Source organism: Cupriavidus sp. C3SS-1, assembly GCF_057073755.1.
Window position 1 is genome coordinate 1,313,255 of the sequence record NZ_CP172699.1, and the last position, 26,031, is coordinate 1,339,285.

The 26,031-nt window shown below is 61.8% G+C and carries 19 protein-coding genes and 2 tRNA genes; 13 read left to right on the forward strand and 8 right to left on the reverse strand.

Going from position 1 to position 26,031, the window contains the following annotated elements:
• The first annotated feature begins 748 nt into the window (after nucleotides 1–748).
• From ACIGJC_RS06150 to ACIGJC_RS06185, 8 genes are all read left to right on the forward strand, one after another.
• Nucleotides 749–1,540, forward strand: a complete 792-nt coding sequence (locus tag ACIGJC_RS06150; RefSeq protein ID WP_483711129.1) for an ABC transporter permease — start codon at nucleotides 749–751, stop codon at nucleotides 1,538–1,540.
• Nucleotides 1,537–2,199, forward strand: a complete 663-nt coding sequence (locus ACIGJC_RS06155; RefSeq protein ID WP_483711130.1) for an ABC transporter ATP-binding protein — start codon at nucleotides 1,537–1,539, stop codon at nucleotides 2,197–2,199. The genes ACIGJC_RS06150 and ACIGJC_RS06155 overlap by 4 nt, the downstream gene beginning before the upstream one ends.
• A complete protein-coding gene (locus ACIGJC_RS06160) occupies nucleotides 2,196–3,320 on the forward strand; it encodes a KpsE/RkpR family capsule polysaccharide export protein (protein ID WP_483711131.1) in 1,125 nt (374 codons plus the stop codon). The genes ACIGJC_RS06155 and ACIGJC_RS06160 overlap by 4 nt, the downstream gene beginning before the upstream one ends.
• 77 nt (nucleotides 3,321–3,397) lie before the next feature.
• Entirely contained in the window at nucleotides 3,398–5,071 is a 1,674-nt protein-coding gene (locus ACIGJC_RS06165) for a polysaccharide biosynthesis/export family protein (RefSeq protein ID WP_483711132.1), read from the forward strand.
• A 48-nt stretch (nucleotides 5,072–5,119) separates the two neighbouring features.
• A complete protein-coding gene (locus tag ACIGJC_RS06170) occupies nucleotides 5,120–7,354 on the forward strand; it encodes a capsular polysaccharide export protein, LipB/KpsS family (RefSeq protein WP_483711133.1) in 2,235 nt (744 codons plus the stop codon).
• A gap of 25 nt (nucleotides 7,355–7,379) precedes the next feature.
• Nucleotides 7,380–8,342, forward strand: coding sequence for a KpsF/GutQ family sugar-phosphate isomerase (locus ACIGJC_RS06175; RefSeq protein WP_483711134.1), 963 nt, complete (start codon nucleotides 7,380–7,382; stop codon nucleotides 8,340–8,342).
• Complete coding sequence (locus ACIGJC_RS06180; RefSeq protein WP_483711135.1) at nucleotides 8,326–10,332, forward strand: capsular polysaccharide biosynthesis protein; 2,007 nt, start codon at nucleotides 8,326–8,328, stop codon at nucleotides 10,330–10,332. Before ACIGJC_RS06175 ends, ACIGJC_RS06180 begins: the two co-directional genes overlap by 17 nt.
• Before the next feature lie 4 nt (nucleotides 10,333–10,336).
• Nucleotides 10,337–11,686 carry a capsule biosynthesis protein gene (locus ACIGJC_RS06185; protein WP_483711136.1) on the forward strand — a complete coding sequence of 450 codons (1,350 nt, stop codon included), beginning with the start codon at nucleotides 10,337–10,339 and terminating at the stop codon, nucleotides 11,684–11,686.
• 89 nt (nucleotides 11,687–11,775) lie between these two features.
• Here the strand turns inward: ACIGJC_RS06185 and ACIGJC_RS06190 are convergent, their stop codons facing one another.
• The gene (locus ACIGJC_RS06190) at nucleotides 11,776–12,036 is read right to left on the reverse strand and encodes a hypothetical protein (RefSeq protein ID WP_483711137.1); all 261 of its coding nucleotides are present in this window, start codon (nucleotides 12,034–12,036) and stop codon (nucleotides 11,776–11,778) included.
• 81 nt (nucleotides 12,037–12,117) lie between these two features.
• A complete protein-coding gene (locus ACIGJC_RS06195; protein WP_483711138.1) occupies nucleotides 12,118–12,378 on the reverse strand; it encodes a hypothetical protein in 261 nt (86 codons plus the stop codon).
• A gap of 325 nt (nucleotides 12,379–12,703) precedes the next feature.
• Between ACIGJC_RS06195 and ACIGJC_RS06200 the strand changes: the two genes are divergently transcribed.
• On the forward strand, nucleotides 12,704–12,964 hold the full coding sequence (locus tag ACIGJC_RS06200) for a hypothetical protein (protein ID WP_483711139.1): 261 nt from the start codon (nucleotides 12,704–12,706) through the stop codon (nucleotides 12,962–12,964).
• A gap of 129 nt (nucleotides 12,965–13,093) precedes the next feature.
• Nucleotides 13,094–13,423 (forward strand): hypothetical protein, encoded by a 330-nt coding sequence (locus ACIGJC_RS06205; RefSeq protein ID WP_483711140.1) that lies wholly within the window; start codon nucleotides 13,094–13,096, stop codon nucleotides 13,421–13,423.
• 35 nt (nucleotides 13,424–13,458) lie between these two features.
• On the opposite strand, the gene ACIGJC_RS06210 is transcribed toward ACIGJC_RS06205, so the two are convergent.
• Nucleotides 13,459–18,294, reverse strand: a complete 4,836-nt coding sequence (locus tag ACIGJC_RS06210; protein WP_483711141.1) for an NAD-glutamate dehydrogenase — start codon at nucleotides 18,292–18,294, stop codon at nucleotides 13,459–13,461.
• Between the two features lie 207 nt (nucleotides 18,295–18,501).
• The gene (locus ACIGJC_RS06215) at nucleotides 18,502–19,062 is read right to left on the reverse strand and encodes a MarR family transcriptional regulator (RefSeq protein WP_483711142.1); all 561 of its coding nucleotides are present in this window, start codon (nucleotides 19,060–19,062) and stop codon (nucleotides 18,502–18,504) included.
• 365 nt (nucleotides 19,063–19,427) lie between these two features.
• Here ACIGJC_RS06215 and scpC point away from each other — a divergent pair, with 365 nt between their 5' ends.
• Nucleotides 19,428–20,945, forward strand: a complete 1,518-nt coding sequence (scpC, locus tag ACIGJC_RS06220) for a succinyl-CoA:acetate CoA-transferase ScpC (RefSeq protein ID WP_483711143.1) — start codon at nucleotides 19,428–19,430, stop codon at nucleotides 20,943–20,945.
• 84 nt (nucleotides 20,946–21,029) lie between these two features.
• Here the strand turns inward: scpC and ACIGJC_RS06225 are convergent, their stop codons facing one another.
• From ACIGJC_RS06225 to ACIGJC_RS06235, 3 genes are all read right to left on the reverse strand, one after another.
• Nucleotides 21,030–21,380 (reverse strand): hypothetical protein, encoded by a 351-nt coding sequence (locus ACIGJC_RS06225; protein WP_483711144.1) that lies wholly within the window; start codon nucleotides 21,378–21,380, stop codon nucleotides 21,030–21,032.
• Nucleotides 21,381–21,658: 278 nt separating this feature from the next.
• Complete coding sequence (locus tag ACIGJC_RS06230; RefSeq protein ID WP_483711145.1) at nucleotides 21,659–22,636, reverse strand: tripartite tricarboxylate transporter substrate binding protein BugE; 978 nt, start codon at nucleotides 22,634–22,636, stop codon at nucleotides 21,659–21,661.
• 364 nt (nucleotides 22,637–23,000) lie between these two features.
• Nucleotides 23,001–23,076: transfer RNA gene (locus ACIGJC_RS06235), tRNA-Lys, on the reverse strand.
• 141 nt (nucleotides 23,077–23,217) lie between these two features.
• On the opposite strand from ACIGJC_RS06235, the gene ACIGJC_RS06240 reads away from it, so the two are divergent.
• On the forward strand, nucleotides 23,218–24,126 hold the full coding sequence (locus tag ACIGJC_RS06240) for a LysR family transcriptional regulator (RefSeq protein ID WP_483711474.1): 909 nt from the start codon (nucleotides 23,218–23,220) through the stop codon (nucleotides 24,124–24,126).
• Between the two features lie 126 nt (nucleotides 24,127–24,252).
• Nucleotides 24,253–25,644: an 8-oxoguanine deaminase gene (locus ACIGJC_RS06245; protein ID WP_483711146.1), complete on the forward strand. Its 1,392-nt coding sequence runs from the start codon at nucleotides 24,253–24,255 to the stop codon at nucleotides 25,642–25,644.
• A gap of 109 nt (nucleotides 25,645–25,753) precedes the next feature.
• Here ACIGJC_RS06245 and ACIGJC_RS06250 read toward each other — a convergent pair.
• A tRNA-Lys gene (locus ACIGJC_RS06250) sits at nucleotides 25,754–25,829 on the reverse strand.
• Between the last annotated feature and the right edge of the window lie 202 nt (nucleotides 25,830–26,031).

Here is a 26,031-nt window from a genome sequence, read left to right on the forward strand (position 1 = left end):
TCGTTTGTGGCGCAGGGTGGTGCGACGCCATTCCAATTAGAAAACCAGCGGCCGGGTTTTGATTCTCCCCCCCGTGCTCAGTGCGCAGCGGAAAACTTCATGCGTGCGCGACGCGCCCGCAATACTTTCTGGATCGTCTTGTAGCGCGGGTGCGCGTCCGGGGCAATACGGGTGGCTGCACACCACTACATTCGCGCGGCGCAGCGCCTACCTGATCCCTTCGAGCCCGTCTGAACCGAGTTCGGGATGCAGCAGCCAGGTCTTCCATGAAGGTGCCGAGCTTGCGCTTTTCCTCTGCTGCCATGGCCGAACCTTTAGGCCCGATCTGTTCGGTGAATTCAGCGCCCAGCGCACGCACGTGCCGTGGCAAGTGGGACGGCCCAAGGTTGACGAAATGTCGTCCACCCGGCTCCGCGCCGGGAATCCACGGCGCTGACACCGGTTGGCGTGCACCTATTTGATACGGTAAGCACGTCGTCACAGAGTTTCGGATTCCTCCTATCTGGCAGCAACCGATCCGCCGCTAATCTTTGCCAGTCACTGCATCTTTGCTTCGTGTCATGGATCCGTAGCCGATCCGACGCTAGTCTTTTCTGTTCAATACTGCGTGTTTGCTTTCCTTCATGACCCTATTTCGCAATTCCGTTGTGTGTGCCCGTTGCAGTCCCGGAGCAGTTCTCCTGCGCAATGTTTGTGGCGCAAGCCGGTGGGCGTTCGTCTTCGGATTCGACGGCCCGGGCTACACGCAATGACCCGGACGACCGTCCGGTCCGACCTCTTCGTCGCGGTGTCGGTATGGGAAGCGCTGTTCCTGCGGGAGGCGGGCGCCCGGCTTGCGGAAAGGCGTGCTGCCTGGTTATGGATCTTGCTCGAGCCTGCCACACACATCGTTTTCCTGATGGTTGTGCTGGGTGTCATCCGGCATCAGTCCAGGCCGGATGCAAACATGGAGGTGTTCATTCTGGTTGGCGTGTGGGGGTTCTTTCTGGTGCGCAATGTGGCGGGCCGTTGCATGGAATCCATCAATGCGAATCAGGCGCTGTTTGCCTATCGCCAGGTCAGGCCCGTGGACACTGTGCTGGTACGTTCCGCGCTGGAGGCTTTTCTCGGCTTGATTGTCGGTGCAGTGCTGCTCGGGGCCCTGGCGCTGTTCCACATCGATGTGCTGCCGAGCAACCCCCTTCTCGTCGCTTGCGCAGTTTTCCTGTTGTGGGCGCTGGGGTTGGGCCTCGGGCTCAGCTCCTCCGTAGTGGGAACACTGCTTCCGGAAGCGGGCAAGCTCATCCGTCTTACCTTTACGCCCCTGTATTTTCTTTCAGCCGTCATGTACCCGGTTTCCGGCTTGCCTGTTGGCATGCGTAATGCCGTGCTAGCCAATCCGATCGTGCATGGGCTGGAGTCCATGAGGGCCGGTTACTTTGCCGCGTATCGGGGCGATGAGCATGTCAGCCTGGGCTACCTGGGCTTTTGTGCCCTGACGGCAACGTTCCTGGGCCTGGCGCTGCATCTGCGCTTCTCGGCCAGATTGGCTTCGCAATGATCGAGATACGCGATATCCATAAGCGCTATCGCACCAGCCATGGTTCGAAGTGGGTGCTGCATGGCGTGACGATCAATATTCCCGCGCGCAGCCGGCTCGCCTTGATTGGTGCAAATGGCGCAGGAAAATCCACGCTACTGAGGCTGGTGGGCGGCATCGATCAACCCAGCAGCGGCCGCATTATCCGAAATTGCCGTGTGTCGTGGCCCCTCGGCCTGTCCGGTGGTTTGCAGGGCTCGCTCAGTGGCAGGCAGAACACCAAGTTTGTCTGCAGGATCCATGGCGTCGATCGCGATCTGGCCGAAAAGGTGGAGTTTGTGCAAGCGTTCTCCGATTTGCACGACGCCTTCGACGAACCGGTGAAAACCTATTCATCCGGCATGCGTTCCAGGCTCGCTTTCGCCATGTCGATGGCATTCGATTTCGATACCTATCTCGTCGACGAACTGACTGCAGTCGGTGATGCGGCCTTCAAGCGAAAGTCCCAAAAGGCATTTGAAGATCTGGCCGGCAGGGCAGGGCTGGTGATGGTGTCTCACAGTGAATCCACGCTGCGAAATTTTTGTCAGTCGGCGCTATGGCTGCACCGCGGACACGCAACTTTCTTTGATTCGGTTGACGATGCCCTGCGTGCATACAGGGAAAGCATTGCAGCATGATCGAGACGTTGAAGTTGGGTAGCGCGGCAAGACTCCGCCGCTTTCGTGCGCTGAACCTTGTATGGCAGGTCGCGGCGGGGCTATGCATGGCCGCCGTTGTCTACTGGGGCTTGATTGCCTCTGATCTTTATGTGTCCGAAGCTCGCGTGGTAGTGGAGCGCAGTGATGGTGTGGGCAGCAACGCCAGTGATTTCTCGTCACTGCTGCTGGGCAATACTGCGCCGCAGGACCTGTTGCTGTTAAGGGACTACCTGCAGTCCGTCGACATGCTCAGGAAGCTCGAGGCCAGGCTCCCTCTGCGGTCGCATTACGCCGACTCTCACAGGGACCCGCTGTCCAGGCTGTGGTTCAAGGATGCCTCGATGGAGCGCTTCCATGACTATTACCTGCGGCGCGTCAGCGTCGAGTACGACGACTTCTCGCACGTTCTGCAGATTCGTGCCGAAGCCTACACGGCGGAGATGGCGCACGCGATCGCATGCGAACTGGTCAGCGAGGGCGAGCGATTCATGAACGAGGTGACGCATCGCATCGCAAGCGAGCAGGTCGTCTACATTGAAAAGCAGGCGCGCGCGCAGGGTGAGCGTCTCAAGGCTGCACGCCAGGCGCTACTGGGCTTCGAGAATGCCAATGGACTGGTATCGCCGCGTGCAGAGGTGGAAAGCCTTTCTTCGGTGGTGGCTAATGCCGAGGGCACGCTGACCGAGCTGAACGTCAAGCGCAATGCCTTGATGGACGTCTTTACGCCGCAATCTCCGGCGATCCAGCAACTGGACGCACAGATCGCCGCCGTGGAACGGCAGATCGCAGCGCAGCGCGGGCGCATGGTTTCCAGCAAGGGTAAGGGGCTGAACAAGGTGGTTGAAGAGCATGACCGCCTGCAGGCGGCGGCCGAGTTCGCCTTCGACATCTACAAAACGGCGCTTGGCGCGCTGGAGAAGGCGCGTATCGATGCGACGCGCAAGCTCAAGAATGTTGCGGTGGTGCAGAGCCCGACTCTGCCGGAGTATCCCCTCCAGCCGCGGCGCGTCTACAACATCGTGGTGTTCGTGCTGGTGACCGCAATGCTGGCCGGTCTCGTGCAACTGCTGAGCGCCATTATTCGCGATCACCGAGACTGAACATGTGTCGCCGATTTCTTGCCCTATTCATTCTTATGGGCCTTTCGTGCAATCATGGCGCCGTGGCTCAGTCCAGCATGCGTACCGCGCAGCTTGCGGCCATGAGCCAGCCGGACTTTGCCGTCCAGGCGGCCCAGGGGAACTTCCTTCCAGCTACCAACATTTCGTCGGTTCCCGCCAATACGAATGCGGCGGCCGTGCCGGCGCACACGGATCAGCCGCTTCCGGTCACTGCGCCGCAGAATAATGATTACTCGGCGAACATGGACAGCGACGCCTTTGGCGCCCAACTGTTCACGGGAGCGTTCAGCCGCGACAGTGCGTCGGTCTTCAATCCTGGCCATGTGATTTCCGTTGGGGATCGCGTTCAATTGCGCATCTGGAATGGATACAACGTTGATACGGTACTGACCGTCGATGCGGGCGGGAACATCCTGCTGCCCGAGGTAGGACCCTTCCGCGTGCAAGGCACTACCAACGGAAACTTGCAGAAGGCGATCGGTGATGCACTGCGCCGGGTATTTGCCAGCAAGGTGTCGATCTATGCCAGCTTGCTGGCGGCGCAACCCGTGCGCGTCTACGTGACGGGTGCGGTGCGCCGGCCAGGCATGTACGCCGGAAATTCCGGCGATAGCGTGCTGCGTTACCTGGATCAAGCCGGCGGCATTGATCCCGATCGCGGCTCCTTCCTTGATGTTGCGATCAAGCGAGGCAACCAGACGCTGGATATCGTGAATCTCTACGATTTTCTGCTGAAGGGCGACCTGACGTCACGGCAATTGAACAACGGGGATGTCATCTTCGTTCAGTCACGCAAGAAAACCATCAAGGTCAGCGGGCTTGCGGAGAATGCCAGGCGCTTCGAGTTCCCGGGTGAAGAAGCCAGGCTTGACCAGATCATGCGTCTGGCGAAGCCGCTTCCCGCTGCGACCAATTTGCGCGTCACGCGCAATACCGGGACGGTCAGGAATATCGAGTATTTCCCGATCTCGCAGGGCAACCAGATCAACCTGCGCGACGGCGACGAGATCGAATTCACGGCTGACAAGCGGCCAGGGACGATCACGGTGCGTGTGGAAGGCGAGCATACGGGGCCGCAGGAGTATGTGCTGCCCTACGGTAGCCGCATGGGCCAGCTGCTGAGCCAGGTGGAGTTCACGCGGGAATCCGACGCCGAGAGCATTCAGTTGTTCCGTCAGAGCGTCAAGGCGCGGCAGAAGACGTTGCTGGCGACCACGCTCAGAAGCCTGGAGTCCAGTGTGCTGACGGCGCGTTCCGGCACTGTCGAGGAAGCCCAGTTGCGCAAGGAAGAAGCGGCGCAGGTACTGCAGTGGGTGGAGCGCGCCAGGAAGATCGAGCCTAGCGGGCAGACCCTCGTCGCCAAATCCGCGGTCCGCAACGACTTGCTTCTCGAGAATGGGGATGTGCTGCGCGTGCCGGTTAAGGACGGACTGGTGCTGATCAGCGGGGAAGTGCTCTTTCCGAACGCCGTGGCCTATGAAAAGGGCATGGACCTGGATGACTTTATCAGGCAGGCCGGCGGGTTCTCGCAAAACGCCGATACCTCCCGCGTCATCATCGCTCATCGGGACGGCAGCTTTTCGGACGGCAAGAAGGATGATGCGGTGCGCCCGGGCGACGAGATCATGGTTCTGCCGAAGATCGACTTCAAGACGCGGCAGTTTGCGAAGGATGTGTTCCAGATTCTTTATCAGATTGCGATTAGTGCGAAGGTTGTTCTTGGTCTGTGACGACAGTCATTGAAGGCCATCGGGTGAAAAACAAAAAAGGGAAGCAAGATGGTTGTTGAAGCGGCAGGGGATTTCTCGGTCGACGTCATCATCGCGGTTCGATCGCGGGAAGAATACGATGTGATCGAACGCCTGCGCTGGCGTGCTGAATACCATATTCCGAAGAATTTTGGGTTCATCGTCGTTGACTACGGTTCGAAGGAATCAGAAAGCATCGAGATTGAATGTGTATGCCGGGAGAACGGCTTCAAGTATATCTTTGTGGATGCGCGCGGCGAGATCTGGAACGCTTCGAAGGCCAGGAATGTGGCGACTCTTGAATCTTCGGCTGACTATCTTGTTTTCCAGGATGTCGACTTGGTCAGCCATGTTGATTTCTATGTCTGGATAAACACCGAGATCAGGTCGTTGATTCAAAAGGCTGGCTGGCCATTCATTGTCGTCCCTGTTTCCTATCTGACGCAAGAAAGCGTCCGGCAGCGTAAAAGCGTTGCTGCGTTAGAGGACGATGATTATGCGGATCTAACTTCCGAGATCTATAACCCGGAATCGGAGCATATCGAATTTCACGCGCCCACATCGTCATATGTTGTATGCCGTCGTCGTGACGCAATTTTTGTTGGAGGCCATGATCCGGCATTCGAGGGTTGGGGTTTTGAGGATTCTGATTTTGCTTTGAAGCTTCTTAGGAAAACAGAGTTGTTCAAGCCGCGCGATTTTTACAAACTAGATACGCGGAATTATCGCGATCAGGTTCAATGGAGCGGGTGGCGTGCGCTGTATCGAATCTTCGGTGATCTTTTGGCTAACAAGGGAATCTATGCATTTCATGTCTGGCATCCCGTTGCGGAGCACAGGTCGACAACCATTCGCGAGAGAAACAACAAGATATTTCAGCATAATTCAAAACTGTATTCGGATCGGCGATTTATGCCGTCGCCGTTGTGGAGTTCAAAAAGGCCGACGCATCTGTTTTTGAGTAAGAATCCTCATTCTTTTAATGCATCAATATTCGAATATTTCGATAATCCAATGCTGATTGAGGAGAGGAATGTAGAAGTCAGAAATCTCGATAGGCTGATTGATAAATATACTATCGAATGTGTGATATTTAATAATCCGTATGCAAATGATATGCGTCGCGCGATCTATGCAAGATGCAGGCAGTTGGGAGTTCGGACATTTGTGGTTGAGCGTGGTGCATTGCCATGGTCCATCTATATTGACGATGGTGGTTTTTGTGCGGACAGTGCGTCATATCAAGAAGATAGGTGGCCGGTCGAGATGGAAGAATCAGATCGGCAGGTTGCGGTGGAATACATTGAAAATCTCAAGACGACGGGTGCTGCGTTGGAACCGCAGGCTGGACTGATTGGCGGCGCGAATCTCAAGCGGACATTGTTCGGCGAGTCGGTAGAGATCAAGATTCTTTTTGTGGCTTTTCAATCTCCCAGTGACACTACGACAAATTTCTTTTGCGGAGAAATTGGGTCATATGAGAATTTTGTCAGCGAAATAAGGTTGCTGCCGTATCTTCTCGGACCTGATTGGCGCGTAATCTACAAGAACCATCCATTGACAATCAAGAAGGCGCTGATCGAGGGGGCGCTGTGTGTGGATGCACATCATATCGGGGACATTCTTGAGATGGCAGACGCTGTCACATTGATAAATAGTGGGGTAGGGGTGTTGGCCGCGGCCTACAGAAAGCCTGTCTTCTATTTCGGTAAGGCATTCTATGCAATCGACGGCCTGAACAGATTGGTTAAATCGGGCGGGGATCTGGCGTTGGAGCTGGAAGGGCTGTTTCCTGTAGATGTGGATAAGGTAATAAGATTATATTCTTATTTGATTAATGATTTCTATTCGTTTGCCAAATGGGAACGAAAGGAGCGCGCACATACCGATAAAGCCAAGCTTTCGATATCCGAGAACATAAAGTATGACATTGTTCGCGTCGATGGCTTCGAGTGGACGTCGGTGGCCGGAAAATCGCCGGTAGATCTTCAAAACAGTTTGCTCTTTGATCGCTACAGGCTCGAGGACTATCTTCATCGAAAGGAGGCACGCGCTGGTGCGGTCAAGCGAATCGTGGCTCCCAAGACGGAAAATACCGCTGCTCCGAAGTCTACATCTGGTGGGCTCACGAATGCCGGCAATTCGGTGAATGCCTCATCGAAATCGAAACAGACGGGCGGTGTTGTATCAAGAAAGTTGAAAAAGCTTGTTAGACATCCGCGCTTGTTTTTTGTGGATGCCATAGCTAACCGATTCGGACGATAAGGCAGTGCGGAACACGGGAGCAGAAATGACAGATGCAATCAGACTTGCTCGTAACGTGGTTGCGCAGGAAATCCAGGCGCTTGACCGCATGTCGGGCCGGATCGATGCCGGATTCGGCAAGGCGGTCGACATCATCCTGAACGCGCGTGGCCGCGTCGTGCTGGTCGGCATGGGCAAGTCCGGGCTGGTGGGCAAGAAAATCGCCGCAACCATGGCATCGACCGGAACGCCGGCATTTTCCGTGCATCCGGGCGAGGCGTTCCATGGCGACCTCGGCATGATCAAGCCCATCGACGTGGTGCTGATGATCTCCAACAGCGGGGAAACCGAGGAACTGATTCGCATCCTGCCGTTCCTGGAGCACCAGAAGAACCCCGTCATCGCAATGACGGGCAAGGTCAGTTCAACCCTGGCAAGGCACGCGGATGTCGTCCTCGATATTTCGGTCGACCGTGAGGCCTGCAACAACAATCTTGCGCCGACCAGCTCGACCACCGCAACCTTGGTCATGGGTGATGCGCTCGCCGTGGTGCTGTCGGTAAATCGCGGCTTCCAGCCGGAAGACTTCGCGCGCTTCCATCCCGGTGGCAGCCTTGGCCGACGCCTGCTGACGCGCGTCGCGGACGTGATGCACAAGGAAAACCTGCCGATTTGCGGCTTCGACACTTCCTTCCGCGATGTTGTGCAGGTGATTAACCGCGGGCGTTTGGGCATGGCACTGGTGATGGATGGGGAATCGCTGCACGGGGTCATTACGGACGGTGACGTCCGGCGCGCCTTCGATTCGGATTGCGACTACAAGTCGATCCAGGCCCGCGACATCATGTCTAAGGAGCCGAAACTGGCATCGCCCGACGAACGCTTCGCCGACGCCGAAGCGCGTATCCATGCCGAGCGCATCAGCGCGCTCGTCGTCCGCAATGACGCAGGCCGCGTGGTCGGCATTCTGCAGATCCACGACCTGGGAAGCGATGAACCAGCCGTCTGAGAATGCCATAGGCATTCTTTCCGCAGGCATACGCCGCATTGAACACCTTGCCACCTTCCTCGGCGAAGAGGTGGTGGCGGTGCATCCATTGAGGCGCGCGACGCACCGCCTGAACGGCGTTGCCGGCTGGGGACGGCGGCCGAGCGCCCTCCGGGCGCAGGCCTACGCGAAGTCACGCGGCATCGATCGCTACTTGTGCCTCGAAGACGGCTTCCTGCGATCCGTGCATCCCGGCGCAAAGTCGCGAAGCTGCTCGCTGGTGGTGGACGACCTGGGCATCTACTACGATGCTTCAGGGCCGTCACGACTCGAAGAAATGATTGCGATGCCGCTTGGCGCGGCCGAGCATGAACGAGCGCAGCGCCTGATCGGGCAGTGGCGTGCCGCCGGCGTGTCCAAGTACAACTACGCTCCCGATCCAAAGGCATTGCCTGCGAAAGGCTATTTGCTTGTCATCGACCAGACGGTCGACGATGCGTCCGTGCACTTTGGGCAAGCGGGCGCCGCGAGTTTCCGGCGCATGCTGGACGCTGCGGTGAAGGCCCATCCGGCGTGCCAGGTCGTGGTCAAGGAGCATCCCGAGGTCGCCCTCGGGCGCAAGCGCGGATATCTCGGCCAGATTCTCGATGCCGGAGGCTATCCGCAAGTCTTGCGGCTGCGCGACGATGTGCATGTGGTCCCGCTGCTTCGAGATGCCAGCGCGGTGTTCGTCGTGACCTCGCAGGTCGGCTTCGAGGCGCTGATGCATGGCAAGGCAGTTTACGCCTTCGGCATGCCGTTCTATGCCGGCTGGGGCCTGACCCGCGACCAGATGCCGGCGCCATCGCGGCGAACGGCCGTGCCGCTCGAGCAGCTGGTTTATGCGGCCTTGATCCGGTACACCCGCTACGTGCTGCCGGATACCGGCCAGCGCTGCGAGGTGGAAGATGCCATCTCGCACCTGGCGTTGCAGCGGCGCTTGCGCCTGCAGTTTGCCGCTCGGCTGCATGCGGTCGGATTCTCGCGCTGGAAACGCCCGTTCCTGAGGCAGTTCCTGGCAGGACACGAGATTCGTTTCCATCGGAGGCTTGCAAAGGTCCCGCGGCATGCAACGATCTTGCGCTGGGGCAGGGCGATCGACACGGCTGACAGGCCCGACCTGTCGGTCATCACAGTCGAGGACGGGTTCCTGCGCTCCGTGGGTCTGGGGGCGCAATTGATTCGCCCCGTGTCATGGGTGTTTGACCAAAGCGGCATTTACTACGACGCGACGCGGCCATCGGATCTCGAATCCCTGCTGAACGAGGCCGGTTTCGATCACGACACGCTGGCGCGCGCTGCGGCGTTGCGTGAATCCATCGTGCGCGCCGAAATCACCAAGTACAACGTCGGGCGCGGCGCATGGGCACGGCCAACCGGGGCGAGCCACGTCGTGCTGGTCGTGGGCCAGGTCGAGTCAGACGCTTCGCTGCGTTACGGTGCAGTCCGCATTTCCACCAATCGCGCGTTGCTGGAGGCGGTGCGCCAGCGCCAGCCCAATGCCTACATTCTCTATAAGCCGCATCCGGATGTGATGGCTGGCCTGCGGGGAAATCTGGCAACGGAGTCCGAGCTGCGCGCCTTGTGCGATGAGATCGTTCCCGGCTACCCAATGCACCAGTTGATCGAAGCCGTGGACCGCGTCCATGTTCTGACTTCGCTGGCTGGTTTCGAGGCCTTGCTGCGTGGCAAGCCCGTGACGACGCATGGCTTGCCTTTCTATGCCGGTTGGGGCCTGACCGAAGACCTCTGCCACGCGCCACGCCGGCAGCGAACACTATCGCTGGACATGCTGGTGGCGGGGACACTGATCTTGTATCCCCGCTATATATCGCGCCATGAAGGAGCCGGCCTTGCTTGCGCGGAGCAGGCTGTGGCCGACCTCATGGCATGGAAGGCAGAAGGGCCACCAGCCGGCAATAATTGGTGGCGACGAATCATGCAGCCATTGTTGCGATATTGGGCCCGATAGCCATATGTTGCGCAGTGAAGCATTGCCTGCAGAGGCGTCGTTCGCGCAGATTGCGCAATATCGCCGCGTCCTGCTTCTCCAGGGTCCGAACGGCCCGTTTTTCGCGCGCCTGCGTGATTACCTGCTGGCAGCTGGGCGGCAGGTCGTCAAGGTGAACTTCAATGGCGGGGACGACTTGTTCTACCGCAAGGGTGACATCGTCCGGTTTGCCGAGCCAATGGTGGCCTGGCGCAGTTTCCTGCGCAAACTGCTTGGCGATCGCCGCATCGACGCAGTGGTGGTCTTCGGCATGTGCCGGCGCCACCATCGCGGCGCCGCGCAGGTGGCCGCGTCGATGGGCATTGCTTTCTGGGCGTTCGAGGAAGGCTATGTCCGTCCGGACTACATTACGCTGGAGCGCGATGGCGTCAACGCAGACTCGCCGCTGGGACGGCTTGCGATCCCGGATATCCCCAGGGTGCCCGGCCCGCCGAAGCCATGCAGGTTTCCGCACTCTTTCCGCAACATGGCCTTGTACTCGTTCGGCTACTTTGCCGCAGGGATGGCAGGGGCTCGCCACTACCCGTGCTACCGGCATCACAAACCTTTCGGATGGCACGAACTGTCCCAGTGGGTGAAGGCCGCTTGGCGGAAGACGCGTTATCACTGGCAGGAGAAGGGCCTGCGCAAGCGCCTGCTGAGCAGCGATCACCCGCATTTCTTTCTGGCCGCGCTGCAGGTGTACAACGATAGCCAGATCCGCGTACATAGTCCGTGGCGGCACATGCGGGACTTTATCGAGTGGACGATCCACTCTTTTGCGGCGCGCGCGCCGGCGGACAGCTTGCTGGTGATCAAGCATCATCCGATGGATCGCGGGCACACGGACTACGCGGCTGCCATTGACGCCTGCGCGGCAAGATTCGGCGTCGCCGGTCGGGTGCTCTACATCCATGACGCGCACCTGCCGTCGCTTCTGCATCGCTGCATGGGTCTGGTGACTGCCAACTCTACCACCGGATTGCAGGCGCTGTTTCACCGCGTCCCCGTGATAGCGCTGGGGCGCTGTTTCTATGCCAAACCGGGTTTGACCTTCCAGGGTCCTCTGGATGATTTCTGGAATGACCCGGGTGCGGTCGACATGGGCGCCTTTAAACGGTTCCGGAACTATCTCGTGCGGGTGTCGCAGGTCAATTCGTCGTTTTATGCCGACGATATGCTGGTACCCGTCCCGGAGCGCCAGGGCTGGCTGGGGCATCACACGACGCTGGCTCGCTCAGTGTGCGTGGTGGGCCTGTTGGCCGCGGACGCATACAGCGGCCGTTCGTGGGACCTGATCGCCGCGGTGAATATGCTTTTCTCTATGCTGGTTTGATTGGGCGGCTTATCTGTCGCAACCGTCGCCACGTTGCTCAGGTCAGTTGCGTGGGGCAGATGCGTGTCGGTTGAAGTCGCTGCCCCGGCTCAATCCGCCAACGGAAACCCAAACGCATCGCCAGCTAGATCACGTTCGAACAGGGCCACCCATGCGATGCCATCCGCAGTCGCGTATTGCCCGAACTGGCTGCCGACAATACGCCCTACGTTGATGATCCTGCGCGCAGTGGCGGCATCTTCTTTCACGCTCACCTCAAAGTCTTCAGCGACAAAACCGTGCCGGCCACACGCGGCTTCAAAGGCGTCCCGTTCCACGACGGGCAGTTCGTGGTAGCGCTTCTGGACCATGGATCTCTCCCGGAGTCTGCGAGGCATCGTAGCATGCAAGCGCGCAGCTTCCACCGGCCCAGCGTTGAGCGGCCGGATCCTTCAGAGCAGCGCGAACTGCGCGCGGTCGGGACCAATGAGGGCCGGGCGGCCGACCGGGTATCGGTGGTGATCGCCGCTGGCGTCGAACGACAGGAAGTCGGGCGTCCAGCGCAAGCCTTGCAGGTGCCGCAACTCGACGCCCTGCACGACGATGGCGCCGTTGCCGACGCTGATCTGCGCGCAACTCAGGCGCATGAACTCCGCATCGTCACCGAAATAGTGCGCTTCCAGCAAGACGGAGTCGGACTCATAGAGCGGCATGGCAGGGCCCCTTAGCGATACTGTATGGATGTACAGTATAAAGGTCCGGCGTGTCTGCGTCATCCGGTCCGGACGAGAATGTGCCGGTGTGGCTGACATGCCATCGCGCCGTCCGTATTGCCGCCATTGGTATAACCTGAACCAGATGCTGGCGGGAATGCCGCTGCGCGTTGCTCTACCTACCCTGGGGGCTGCCATGGCGCATTGTCAAAGCAGGGCTTGCTGGTTTGGGCTGGGCTTGCTGTCCGGCGCCGCGCTGGCTTGCCTCGTTACGTGGGCGGCAAGAAGCGCCTGCCGGCAGGCGGGAGCAAGGGCGGCCGAAGCCGTGCTCGCTGCGCAGGAGCCGGCGCTGGACCCGGAGCCATTGCCTGAAGCGGCCAGCGATATCATCGAATACCGTGGCTTCATGGTCCACGTGTTTTGCCACGCGCTGGGTGCCGGCCGGTTCAAGGCTGTGTGCGATATTTGGGAAGCGGGAGCCGTTGTGCTGGAAGGTGGTGGGCCGCCTGCCGCATATCCCACGGCGGAGGAGGCGCGGCTGGCAATGATTGCCTGGGCGCGCCAATGGGTGCAACACAATGGCTGAGCGGGGCCGCCGTCATGCCGGCGGTAAGGCCGCTTGATGGCCGGTGAATTGGTTGAACCCCTCGCATGTAGGGTAATTGCTACGTCACTTCGCGCTCAAGGAGCCGCGCCACGGACCGTTAGACAGCCCATGAAAATCTCCGATGACCCTCCCAATTCAGCCTCGAACGCCGACCTGATCGGCTGGGCTGGCGCGTCGCCCCAGGTGATTGCCAGGGTGCTGAATTCCGCGCTCTCAGCCCAGGACTTGTCGGGCTTTGCGGCGCTGCTTTCGGACATCGCCCGGGACCGGGGGCTGAAGGGCCAGCGTGCGGCGCACCAGTCGATCTATGACATGCCGTACGCCAGCCTCCTGCCCAGGCAGAAGCACCTGCTCGCGGATGCCTTCGAACTGCTCGTGCTGCTCGGCATCGAGTTCCGCCCGCGCGAGCCGGATATGCAGGGTATGGACGAAGACTGAGCGGCGCGCCTCGCCGCGCCGCTTGCGCTTCCGCTTCATTCGAGCATGCCGATCTCGCGAATGGCGACTGACAGCATCGACAATCCCGTGGCGCCGGATGCACGCTGCTCGGTCAGCATGCGGGTGAAGCGTTCGAGCGCGCCTTGCCGGCTGGCGCGCCAGGCATCGATCAGCGCTTCAGCGGTGTCATAGTCCCCCGACTGCGCCAGCACGCTGGTCATCAGCGCGCGCTTGAGCCGTCCCAAGTCGTCGAGCGTGGTGGTGCGCGCCAGCAGGTCCCAATGCGTATCGGCGGGCAGGGCCTGCGCGCGCTCCCGCAGCCAGTTGAAGCTCAGTTGCGTATCGAGCGCGAAATAGACCCCCGCTACCAGTTCCAGCGAGCGGTTGGAGGAAGCCGCCACTTCCGCAATATCGAGCGCGGCCGCCGAGATATCACGGCCGGCGACCCGCTGGGCCAGCGCCGGCTCTACGCCGGCACCGGTCAGGGCCTGCGTACGCTCGGCCAATGCCGCGGCATCCGCTTGCGGCAGCACGGTCGGCAATAGCGGCGTGAGCCATTGGGCCGCTTGCGTGAAACGAGCCATGCCCGCCTGGGCGGTGCCGCCGGTACGCAGGTAGCGGATGAACCAGAGGCAGGCCCGCTCGAGCAACTGGCCGACGGCGCTGAACATCCGCGCCTGCTCGGCATCGGCGACGCGGTTATCCAGCGCATCGATCTCCTGCCAAAGGGCCGTCAATCCGAACACGTCGCGCGCGATCAGGCAGGCGCGCACGATATCGGCGGGGAGGGCATCGGTTTCCTCCCGCATCCGATGCACGAACGTCGCGCCGATCCGGTTGACGAGCAGGTTGGTCAGGTGCGTGGCCAGGATCTCGCGGCGCAGCGGATGCCGTTGCATGGCATCGCCATAGCGCTGGCGCAGCGGCACCGGGAAGTAGTCAACCAGCAGGTCCGCGACCAGCGTGTCTTCGGGGACATCCGAGGCGAGCAGTTCGTCGTAGAGCCACATCTTGCTATAGGCGAGCAGAACGGCGCGCTCGGGCGAAGTCAGCCCTTCGCCTGCGGCCTTGCGTTCGGCAATCTCTTCGTCGCCTGGCAGGAATTCCAGCGCGCGATTGAGGCGGCCGGCGCGTTCGAGCGAGCGGATCAGGCGGGCTTCGCCATCGAGCAGTGCGCCGCTGCTGCGGCCGGCCACCGACAAGGCCTGGGTCTGGTAGTAGTTGTCCTGCAGCACCAGCAGGCCGACTTCATCGGTCATCTCGGCCAGCAGCTTGTTGCGCTGCTTCTCGGTCATCTCGCCTTCGGCTACGACCTGGCCGAGCAGAATCTTGATATTGACCTCGTGGTCCGAGCAATCCACGCCGGCCGAGTTATCGATGGCATCGGTATTGATGCGGCCACCCCGGCGCGCGAACTCGATGCGGCCGAGTTGCGTAAAGCCGAGATTGCCGCCTTCGCCGACGACCTTGCAGCGCAGTTCGGCGCCATTGACGCGCACGGCGTCGTTGGTGCGGTCACCAGCCTGCTGATGGGTCTCCTGGCTGGATTTCACATAGGTGCCGATGCCGCCGTTGTAGAGCAGGTCCACGGGCGCCATCAGGATCGCGTGGATCAGTTCGGCTGGCGACAGCGTGCTCGCGGATATGCCGAGCACGGCCTGCACCTGCGGCGACAGCGCGATGGTCTTCGCCGTGCGCGGGAACACGCCGCCGCCTGCGGAGATAAGCCTGGTGTCGTAGTCGGCCCAGCTCGAACGCGGCAGATCGAACATGCGCGTGCGTTCCTGCAGGCTGGATACGGGATCGGGATCGGGGTCGAGGAAGATATGGCGATGGTCGAATGCCGCCACTAGCCGGATATGCGGTGACAGCAGCATGCCGTTGCCGAACACATCGCCCGACATATCGCCGACGCCGGCCACGGTGAAGTCCGTCGCCTGCGTGTCGATCCCCATCTCGCGGAAATGCCGCTTGACCGATTCCCACGCGCCGCGCGCGGTGATGCCCATCTTCTTGTGGTCGTAACCGACCGAGCCGCCGGATGCGAACGCATCGCCAAGCCAGAAGCCGTACTGGGCCGAGATCGCGTTGGCGAAATCGGAGAAGGTGGCGGTGCCCTTGTCGGCGGCGACGACAAGGTAGGGGTCGTTGTCATCGAGACGGACCACGTCTGGCGGCGGCACCAGCGCGCCGGCCACCAGGTTGTCGGTCAGGTCGAGCAGGCCGCGCAGGAAGGTCTGGTAACACGCGATGCCTTCCTGCAGGAACGCGTCGCGATCCGTTGGTGGCGGCGGCCGCTTCACGATGAAGCCGCCTTTGGAACCGACCGGCACGATAACGGTGTTCTTCACCATCTGCGCCTTCATCAGGCCCAGCACTTCGGTACGGAAATCCTCGCGCCGGTCGGACCAGCGCAAGCCGCCGCGGGCTACACGGCCGCCGCGCAGGTGCACGCCTTCGACGCGCGGCGAATAGACCCAGATTTCCCACATCGGCCGCGGCTCGGGCAGGCCGGGGACCAGCGAGGGATTGAACTTGAACGAAACGTAGGGACGCGGCTGCCCGCTGGTATCGCGGTGAAAGTAGTTGGTGCGCACGGTCGCGTTGACTACCCCGAGGAACAGGCGCAGGATGCGGTCCTCGTCGAGGTTTGGGACCTGGTCCAGCGCGGTCTCGATGTCGGCCAGCAACTGCTGGCAACGCGCTTCGCGCGTGGCGGTCGCGGCCGGGTCGAAGCGTGCGACGAACAGTGCCACCAGCGTGGCCGCGATGCCGGGATTGCCGGTCAGTGCGCCCACGATGTAGGCGTCGCTGAAGGTCGAGCCGACCTGGCGCAGGTACTTTGCATAGGCACGCAGGACGGTCACATCGCGTGCGGCCAGCTCGGCACGCAAGACCAGGCGATTGAGGTCGTCGTTCTCGATCTCGCCGTTCCACGCGCGGGCGAATGCGTTTTCGAACAGTGCCTTGATACGTTCGATATCGAAATCGGCGCCGCTGGCGCTGTCTGCGATCTCCAGTCCGAAGTCATGGATCCAGACCGGCGCGCCGCTGTCGGGCTCGATCAGGTAGGGCCGTTCCTCGTCCACGCGCACGCCAAGGTGTTCGAGCATTGGCAAGCTGTGCGACAGCGCGATCGGCTCGCCGGCACGATAGACCTTGAAGCGGAATGCGCCGGGTACGGCCTCGATCGGGCGGTACAGGTTCATGGCGATGCCCTGGCCATGCAGGGCCTGCTCCATCAGTTCGATGTCGCGCACCGCGGTGCGGGCCGGGTAGTCTTCGCGATAGCCGGCCGGGAAGGAGCTGCCGTACTGGCGCAGCAGGGTGTTGCCCTGTTCCTCGCCACGGCTTTCGTGCAGCGCTTCGGCCAGGTCGTCCTGCCAGCGGCGGCTCGCCTGGACGATGCGCGCTTCCAGTTCCTGCGTGTCGACCTGCGGCATGCTGCCGGGATCGCCGCGCACGGTCAGCTGGATGCGCGCCAGCGGCGATTCCGACAGCAGCGGCGTGAATTCGCAGGCATTGCCATGGAAGGCGCTCATCAGGATCTTCTGGATCTTCTGGCGCAGGTCGGTGTTGTACTTGTCGCGCGGGACGAACACCAGGCACGAGACAAAGCGGTCGAAGCGGTCGCGCCGCACGAACAGGCGCGTGCGCTGATGTTCCTGCAGGCGCAGGATGCCGATCGCGATATCGAACAGATCGTCTTCGTCGATCTGGAACAACTCGTCGCGCGGATACTGTTCGAGGATCGTCACCAGCGACTTGTACAGGTGGCCCTTGGTCAGGAACCCGGCGCGGGCCAGGATGTTCGCGCACTTGCGCCACACCTGCGGAATCTCGGCAATCGGCGAAGTGTAGGCGGTGGACGTGTACAGGCCGACGAAGCGGCGTTCGCCGAACAGCTTGCCGTTGGCGTCGAGCAGCTTCACGCCGATGTAGTCGAGGTAGCCCGGCCGGTGCACGGTGGAGCGCGAATTGGCCTTGGTCAGGAAAATCGGCGAGCTGCCCTGGATGATGGAGCTGGCCGCGGCCGGCAGCGGCGTCAGGTCTTCCGCTTCGGGCGGACGCAGGCTTTCGCGCAGGATCCCGCATCCGGTATCCGGCACGCCGCGCAGGAAATAGCGCTGGTCTTGCGAGATCAGCTGGTAGTCGCGCTGGCCCAGGAACGTGAAGTGGTTGTCGAGCATCCATTGCAGGAAGGCCCGCCCTTCGGTGCTATCGGCACTGCTGGCGTCCGAGGTCTGCGCCATGGTGCCGATGGTGGCCTCGGTGATGTCGCGCATGCGCTGCCAGTCTTCCACTGCGGCGCGCACGTCGCCGAGTACGCGGGCAATGCCGGTGCGCAGCGCTTCAAGCCGCGCTTGCTCGCCGGTACGGTCCACCTCGAAATGGATAAAGGATTCCAGGCGTGAATCGCCATCGCTGTTGGCGCCGCCGAGCTCGACTTTCTCGATGCCGCCTTTGGCGCCGCGCCATACGCGGAACACCGGGTGAATCGCCGAGTGCAGCACCAGCCCCAACCGGTTGATCTCCATGGTCACGGAGTCGACCAGGAACGGCATGTCGTCGTTGACGATCTCGACCACGGTGTGGTCCGAGTGCCAGCCATGCTCTTCGAGGTTGGGGTTGTACACGCGGATACGCGCAGTACCCGGGACGAACTTTTGCGCGGTTTGCCAATGCGCCATCACGGCGCCATACATGTCGGCAACTTCCCGATGGATCAGGTCATCGGAATCGGTCTGGTCGTAGTAGTGCCGCAGAATCGGTTCGAGCAGCTCGAACCCCGCCGCGGGCAGCCGTTCCCGCGCGAACGCAAGCATTTCTTCCTGCAGGTGTGCGACTTTTTCTTCGTTCTCCTGCGGCATGGTGCCTCCTTGCGGTATCAGGCGCGGGCGGCCGATGCCGCGCGTCTGGACGCAAGCGGTGCATGTGCCGGTGCATGCTCATACTTTAGGAAAAAACTGCACGGTGCGAGGGAAAAGTCTGCGGACGGGTGTTCGCCCGCGATCATGGCACCGACTGGCGCTGGTCCGCGCCTCCAGATGGCCTCCGCTGCCTTCAGTGGCAGTGGATCATGCGGAAGCAGACTGCATGGCGGGGGCTTTGACCGCTGCCGCGCGAACGGCCGCAGAGGGCACCGCGATCGGCTCGGCAGCCGTGCCGCGGCTGCGGCGGGCGGAATGATCGCTCAGTGTCAGCTTCATGCGCTGCAATAGCGTGCCCAGCGCCACGCGTTCATGCGAATTGAAGGGCGATACCGACACCGAGTGCAGAGCTTTTACCGCTCCCCACACGCGTTCGACTCGCGCCTCCGCCGCTGCGGGGATGCGCGGCGCGCCGGTGCTCGAGTATTCCACCCAGCCGTCGTCATGCAATTCGCCCAGCATGCGTTCGCTGGACGCGACATCGATCAGCAAGGCGCCGGCAAGCGGTTCATGACGCACGAACGCGTTCTGCCAGATCGCCCGCAGCAGGACCCATTTGCCGTAGTTAAGGCCCGAGGCCGAAAGGGTCTGTTCCAAAGCACCTTGCCAGGCCATGACCGCCTCTATCAGGGCAAGGACCACCGGTTCGTTGGGTTCGAGTGGCTTGGTATGCATGAGTTGGCGTCTCCCGATGTCTGTCGCCGACATTACAACGCTCTTGGGCCGGAGCTTGGCCGGCCCGGGCGGCACAGGCGCCGCGCCTCGAAATCAGGGTCGTTTCGGGGCGGTCTTTCCTGATGCCGCAGACACTAACAGAACCGAATGTCTTTTGTATGTCCTATAGGGTTTGTCCTGTTATGCCGGGTGTTGCACCACTTTTCCGGGCAGGTTCGCGAAGGGGCATGAGGTGCCACGCCCACCTTTGGCGTGATTATGAAAAAAACGAATGGTTTTAATGAATTTAAATCGAGGTGGGAATGTATTGGCATGGCTACACTGCTTTTCCAACCCCTGTGCCACGAGCACCGGCGGTGCACGGACGGACCGGATCCGCCCGGCAACTGGAGATGAAGATGTACAAGGAACGCATTCGCCTGCCAAGGCTGCTGGACAAGGTGGTCTCGGCCGATACGGCAGCCGAACTCATCCGCGATGGCATGACGGTGGGCATGAGCGGTTTCACCCGTGCGGGCGACTGCAAGGAAGTGCCATTCGCGCTGGCGCGCCGCGCCGCCACCGAGCCGCTGCGCATCACGCTGATGACCGGCGCGTCGCTCGGCAACGACATCGACAAGGTGCTGGCACAGGCCGACGTGATCGCACGTCGCTTGCCGTTCCAGTCCGATGAGACGCTGCGTCGCAAGATCAACGCCGGCGAAGTCATGTTCATCGACCAGCATCTGTCCGAGACGGTCGAGCAACTGCGCTCGGGCCAGATCGCTCCCGTCGACGTGGCCGTGGTGGAAGCCGTCGCGATTACGGAGCAGGGCGGTATCGTGCCGAGTACCTCGGTCGGCAACTCGGCGAGCTTCGCGATGCTCGCGCGCAAGGTGATCGTCGAGATCAACCTGAACATGCCGCTGGAGCTCGAAGGCCTCCACGACATCTATTTCCCGGTGCAGCGCCCGTACCGGCAGCCGATCCCACTGATTTCTGCCGAGCAGCGCATCGGCGTGCCGTATATCCCGATCGATCCCGAGAAGATTGCGGCGATCGTCATCACCGGCAAGGACGACAGCCCGTCCAGCGCGCTGCCACCCGACGAAGGCACGCGCCAGATCGCCGGCCACCTGAGCGAATTCCTCGGGCGCGAGGTGCGCATGGGGCGTCTGTCGCCGTCGCTGCAGCCGCTGCAGGCCGGCATCGGCACGATTTCGAACGCTGTTCTGCATGGGCTGATCGATTCGCCGTTCCACGATCTCAAGATGTACTCAGAGGTGCTGCAGGACAGCACCATCGAGTTGCTCGACTCGGGCCGGCTCACCTTTGCTTCGGCATCGTCGGTGACGCTGTCGAAGCCGGTCTACCAGCATTTCCTTGCGAACCTGGAGCGGTACCGGTCGCGCCTGGTGCTGCGGCCCCAGGAGATCAGCAATCATCCGGAAATCCTGCGCCGGCTTGGGCTCATCACCATCAACACGGCGCTCGAGTGCGATATCTACGGCAACGTCAATTCGACGCACGTCGGTGGCACGCACATGATGAATGGCATCGGCGGCTCCGGCGATTTCGCGCGCAATGCGCATTTGTCGGTGTTCGTCACCAAGTCGGTGGCAAAGGGGGGCGATATTTCCAGCATCGTCCCGATGGTGTCGCACGTCGACCATACCGAGCACGATGTCGACATCATCGTGACCGAGCATGGCCTGGCCGACCTGCGTGGCCTGGCGCCGCGCGAACGTGCGCGGCAGGTGATCGACAATTGCGCGGATCCGCTCTATCGCGACTTGCTGAACGACTACTTCCGGCGCGCCAGCCGACTTGGCGGCCAAACGCCGCATTTGCTGGAGGAGGCGTTGTCCTGGCATGTGCGCTACCGCGACCAGCGCACCATGCGCGAATCCGCGCAGCAGGAGGAGATGGCCGCTTGAAGGCCAGAGTATCCCCAAACAAAAACAGCCCGCATACGCGGGCTGTTTTTGTTTGGGGCCGGCTCCGGAGCCGGCGAAGCGAACTTATTGCGACTTCGCCGCGGGCGCCTTGGCACCATCGGTGTATGGGTCGTACTTGCCGGCTTTCGCGCCATCGGTGTACGGATCGAACTTGCCCGACTTGGCGCCATCGGTATTCGGGTCGAATTTCTTGCCAGCCAGGTCGGATTGAGTCGATTGCTTGGCGCCGTCCGTGTACGGGTCGAACTTGCCCGACTTGGCCGCGCTCTGGTTCGGGTTCGCCTTCTTCTTGGTGTGGCTGCCACTGTGTATGTCGCCGCCCTCCGTGTAGTTTTTCTGCGCATACGCGAACTGGGTTGCACCCAGGGTGGCAAGCGCGGCAACGATCAGGGTCGGAACGGTTTTCTTGAGCATCTTCATCCTCGCGAGTGGCGGTCGCGCAGCGCCTGCGCGATCCGGTTGGGGCCGAGTTTAGCGGATCATCCCGGCAAATGTACCGAGTCGGCGCTGGTCCGCAAAGTGAAACTTTCTTCTAAAGGTATTGAACGCCTTCTTGATCGGCCCCGTCCTGTGCAGGGTCAAGCTTGACTCAGAATAACCATTGCATGTCCTTGATACCGGGCAATTGTGAATAACAAGGCGCAAAAAAGCCGGCTGGTTCGCAGCCGGCTTTTTGCTGGGTCGGGATACCCTTATTCGAGCGTGATGTTCTGGTCGTGGGCGATCTTCTTGCGCAGGTCCAGTTCGCGCTTGATCTGGGCAGCGTACTGTGCCGACGTATTGCCGTCGGTGTACGCGCCGCTGTCCGCCAGGCGGCGCTTGACGGCCGGGTCCTGCAGCGCCTTGACGGCGGCGTCGTGCACGCGCGTGACGATGGCGGCCGGCGTGTTGGCCGGAGCGACCAGTCCATACCATGCCATGTTGTTCATGTCCTTCATGCCGGCTTCGGCGAAGGTCGGCACGTCGGGCAGGCCCTCCACGCGCTTGGGCGCGGCCACGGCCAGCGCGCGCAGCTTGCCAGCCTGGATGAACGGCATCGAGGACGGCAGGTTGTCGAACTGGGCATTGACCTGGCCGGCCAGCGTGTCGTTCAGCGCCGGACCCGATCCACGGTACGGGATATGGACCATGTCGGTCTTGGTGATGTCCTTGAACAGCTCGCCATCCAGGTGCGAAATGCTGCCCTTGCCGGCCGACGCGTAGCTGTACTTGCCCGGGTTGGACTTCAGCAGCGCGATGAACTCCTTCAGCGACTTGGCCGGGACCTTCGGGTTGACCGTCAGCACGTTCGGCACGTTCACGAGGTTGGTGATCGGCGCGAAATCCTTGATCGGGTCATACGGGTTGCGGGCATTGGTGGCCGGGTTGGTGGCCATCGTGCTGACGGTGGCGATGCCCAGCGTATAGCCGTCCGGCGTGGACTTGGCCAGCGCATCGGCACCAATGGCGCCGCCGCCGCCGCCGCGGTTTTCCACCACGACGGGCTGGCCCAATTCGCGGCCGAGCGCGTCCGATACGGCGCGGGCCACGATGTCGGTGGTGCCGCCTGCCGCGAACGGCACGATCAGGCGGATCGGCTTGGTGGGGTAGCTTTGCGCCTGCGCGCCGCAATGGATCAGGCCGATGGCCGCGATGCAGGCTGCTGCGCCTGCTTTGAGAACTGCTTTCAAGGAGTGCCTCCGTTCTTCATTCACTGATTGGTGCCGGGCCGGGCATCTGGGGCGTTCTTCGGGGCGATTATGTATCGCCTGCGCTTGTCGGTGAATTTCCCGGCCCTGACTTGGCGGGCGGGTCCTCGTTGTGCGAAGCCAGCCAAACGTCGCGAAAGATTTTTGGTTCCGCGATACGGAACTACGTTCCGTGTTGTGCGCCGTGCGCAATTCAACAGGGAAAGGGCGGAAAGGGATATCGGGAAGAACCCGCGTATCAAGAAATGACGCAGGCTGCCGTGTCGCCGTGAAGGGGGCCGGATATGGAGGGACACATGCCAAAGCAAAAAGGCCAACCTTGCGGTTGACCTTTTTGGGAATTCGCTGGTGGGGCGTGAGTGACTCGAACACTCGACCTACGGATTAAGAGTCCGCTGCTCTACCAACTGAGCTAACGCCCCAACGAAGAAAAAGATTGTAGCAAGGTATCTAGTAAGACGCAATAGGGATGTTGAACTTTCTTTTCCCGCACTCGCCGCTACAATGCCGAGCTTCCTGATGCGCATGGGCCATGCCCTTGCGCGATGACCCATACCACCGCCATGCATGCCCGGATTCTGCGATATCTAGACGAGGTCGTACGTCGCGGCTCGATCCGCAAGGCGGCGGAGCACCTGCACGTGGCGCCCACGGCGATCAACCGGCAGATCCTCGACCTGGAAGCCGAGTTGGGGGCGCCAGTCTTCGAGCGCATCAACCGTCGTCTGCGCCTCACGCCGCTTGGAGAGATGATTCTCGCCCACGTGCGGCAGACATTGCGCGAGCACGAAGCGCTGCGCGAGCGGATCGAGGACTTCAAGGGCGCGCGGCGCGGCGAGGTAACGGTGGCGGCCACCGCGGGGCTGGCCGGGGCACTGCTGCCGTCGCTGGTGCATGAATTCCGCCAGCGGTACCCAGGCATCGTCGTGCGCGTCGTGGACTTGCCTGTCGCCGAGATCGTCATGGCGGTGGAGCGGGGCGACGCCGACCTTGGCCTCGGCTACGACCTGCCCGCCGCGCCAACCTTGCGCGTACTGGCGACGAGCGACTGGCAGATCGGTGCCGTGGTGCCGCCAGGCCATGCGCTGGCTGAACAGCCGTCCGTGCTGCTCAGCGAATGCGTCGGCTATCCCCTGGTGCTGCCGGCGCCATCACTCTCCATCCGCGCCATTCTCGACGATGCGTTCGCGCGCAATGCCATCGACGTGACGCCGGCGGCCGAGTCGACCTCGATGGCGCTGATCCAGCGCCTGGTCATGCTGGGCAGCGGCATTGCCTTGCTCAACCCGCTGGACATCATGGAGGAGCGAGCCCGCGGTGCGCTGGTGCTGGTGCCGCTGCGAGACCGCTACCTGCGGCGCCAGACACTGGCGCTGGTCGGTCGCGCGCACGGCGTACCGAGCCCGGCGGCCGAGCTGATGGCGGGGAGCATCGGCACGACGCTGGCGGCGCTGTTCGCCCAGGTGCGCTAACGCGTCCGTACGTTGCGGTCTGGGGTGTCCACATTTTGTGGACAGGGTTGGCGGAATTCTGCGCTTTCGGTTCGGCGGCACGAGTCTTAGACTCGCGCCATATCCACCTGCCAGACGCCTGCCGCCATGACCCTGATTGCCCTGAATGCCGATGTGCTCGTCACCATGGACGCGCAACGGCGAGAAATTCCCGATGGCGCGCTGGTGGCCGACGGCCCCGCCGTGCAGTGGGTCGGTGCCACGGCGGACTTGCCGCCGCAGTATCGCCGCATGGTCGACGACGGCACCGCGCAGGTCATCGATATGCGCGGCCGCGTGGTGGTTCCCGGCCTGGTCAATACGCACCATCACATGTACCAGAGCCTGACCCGTGCCGTGCCCGCGGCGCAGGATGCCGAACTGTTTTCCTGGCTGACCAATCTCTACATGCTGTGGTCGCACCTGACGCCGGAGATGATCCGCGTCTCGACCAAGACCGCGATGGCCGAGTTGATGCTGTCGGGCTGCACGACCACGAGCGATCACCTCTACCTCTATCCGAACGGATCGCGCCTCGATGATTCCATTGCCGCCGCGCAGGAGATGGGCATGCGCTTCCATGCGGCGCGCGGCTCGATGAGCGTCGGCCGCAGCAAGGGCGGCCTGCCGCCGGATGTCGTGGTGGAAGACGAGGCTGCCATCCTGCGCGACAGCCAGCGCCTGGTCGAGCAGTACCACGACGGTTCGCGTCACGCGATGCTGCGCATGGTGCTGGCACCGTGCTCGCCGTTTTCGGTGTCGCGCGACCTCATGCGCGAATCCGCGGTCATGGCCCGCCACTACGGCGTGTCGCTGCACACGCACCTGGCCGAAAACGACAATGACATTGCCTATTCGCGCGAGAAGTTCGGGTTGACGCCCGCGCAGTACGCCGAGGATCTCGGCTGGGTCGGCCACGATGTCTGGCATGCTCACTGCGTGAAGCTCGACGACGAGGGGATTGCGCTGTTCGCGCGCACCGGTACGGGTGTCGCGCATTGCCCGTGCTCCAACATGCGGCTGGCATCAGGCATCGCGCCGGTGCGCGCGATGCGCGATGCCGGCGTCAAGGTCGGCCTGGGCGTGGACGGCAGTGCCTCGAACGATGGTGCCCATATGCTCGGCGAGACGCGCCAGGCCATGCTGCTGCAGCGCGTCGGGTTTGGTCCCGCGGCCATGAGTGCGCGCGAGGCCTTGGAGATTGCCACGCTTGGCGGTGCGCGCGTGCTCAATCGCGATGATATCGGTGCGTTGGCGCCGGGCATGTCGGCCGACTTCGTGGCCTTTGACATGTCGACTGTCGGCTTTGCCGGGGCTGGGCATGACCCGGTTGCCGCGCTGGTGTTCTGCACGCCGACCAATGTGGCTAGCAGCGTCATCAACGGGCGCGAGGTGGTTCGGGATGGCGAGTTGCTGACGACCGACCTGCCGGTCGTGCTGTCGCAGCATCGCGTGCTCGCGCGGACACTGTTCGAGCGCGCACGCGACAGCGGCACCTGAGTGGGCGAGGCGCCTGTTATCGGCAGGCACCAAAGCGCGGTCATAAAAGCCGCGCCGCAAAAACAAAAGGCCGGAAGCAGATGCTTCCGGCCTTTTGCCTTGTATTCGCTGGTGGGGCGTGAGTGACTCGAACACTCGACCTACGGATTAAGAGTCCGCTGCTCTACCAACTGAGCTAACGCCCCAACGAAGAACGAGATTCTAACATGATTTCCGGAATTGTCAAACACCTGCGTGCATCAGGGAAGTTCAGGTGCGAGCAAGCGAACCCGCTTGCGGCGTCGGCATCGCTCCATAGGCGGAGGGAACCGGTGCACCGGTTCGGAGGTCACTGGATTGAGTGGATCAGCGGAGGTCGGCGCGTACGATATCGCTCCGGCCATGTTA

Excerpts from the sequence above, each read along its gene's own strand:
- ACIGJC_RS06150 (WP_483711129.1), top strand. The coding sequence starts at position 749 with ATGACCCGGACGACCGTCCGGTCCGACCTCTTCGTCGCGGTGTCGGTA.
- ACIGJC_RS06155 (WP_483711130.1), top strand. The coding sequence starts at position 1,537 with ATGATCGAGATACGCGATATCCATAAGCGCTATCGCACCAGCCATGGT.
- ACIGJC_RS06160 (WP_483711131.1), top strand. The coding sequence starts at position 2,196 with ATGATCGAGACGTTGAAGTTGGGTAGCGCGGCAAGACTCCGCCGCTTT.
- ACIGJC_RS06165 (WP_483711132.1), top strand. The coding sequence starts at position 3,398 with ATGCGTACCGCGCAGCTTGCGGCCATGAGCCAGCCGGACTTTGCCGTC.
- ACIGJC_RS06170 (WP_483711133.1), top strand. The coding sequence starts at position 5,120 with ATGGTTGTTGAAGCGGCAGGGGATTTCTCGGTCGACGTCATCATCGCG.
- ACIGJC_RS06175 (WP_483711134.1), top strand. The coding sequence starts at position 7,380 with ATGACAGATGCAATCAGACTTGCTCGTAACGTGGTTGCGCAGGAAATC.
- ACIGJC_RS06180 (WP_483711135.1), top strand. The coding sequence starts at position 8,326 with ATGAACCAGCCGTCTGAGAATGCCATAGGCATTCTTTCCGCAGGCATA.
- ACIGJC_RS06185 (WP_483711136.1), top strand. The coding sequence starts at position 10,337 with ATGTTGCGCAGTGAAGCATTGCCTGCAGAGGCGTCGTTCGCGCAGATT.
- ACIGJC_RS06190 (WP_483711137.1), bottom strand. The coding sequence starts at position 12,036 with ATGGTCCAGAAGCGCTACCACGAACTGCCCGTCGTGGAACGGGACGCC.
- ACIGJC_RS06195 (WP_483711138.1), bottom strand. The coding sequence starts at position 12,378 with ATGCCGCTCTATGAGTCCGACTCCGTCTTGCTGGAAGCGCACTATTTC.
- ACIGJC_RS06205 (WP_483711140.1), top strand. The coding sequence starts at position 13,094 with ATGAAAATCTCCGATGACCCTCCCAATTCAGCCTCGAACGCCGACCTG.
- ACIGJC_RS06210 (WP_483711141.1), bottom strand. The coding sequence starts at position 18,294 with ATGCCGCAGGAGAACGAAGAAAAAGTCGCACACCTGCAGGAAGAAATG.
- ACIGJC_RS06215 (WP_483711142.1), bottom strand. The coding sequence starts at position 19,062 with ATGTCGGCGACAGACATCGGGAGACGCCAACTCATGCATACCAAGCCA.
- scpC (WP_483711143.1), top strand. The coding sequence starts at position 19,428 with ATGTACAAGGAACGCATTCGCCTGCCAAGGCTGCTGGACAAGGTGGTC.
- ACIGJC_RS06225 (WP_483711144.1), bottom strand. The coding sequence starts at position 21,380 with ATGCTCAAGAAAACCGTTCCGACCCTGATCGTTGCCGCGCTTGCCACC.
- ACIGJC_RS06240 (WP_483711474.1), top strand. The coding sequence starts at position 23,218 with ATGCATGCCCGGATTCTGCGATATCTAGACGAGGTCGTACGTCGCGGC.
- ACIGJC_RS06245 (WP_483711146.1), top strand. The coding sequence starts at position 24,253 with ATGACCCTGATTGCCCTGAATGCCGATGTGCTCGTCACCATGGACGCG.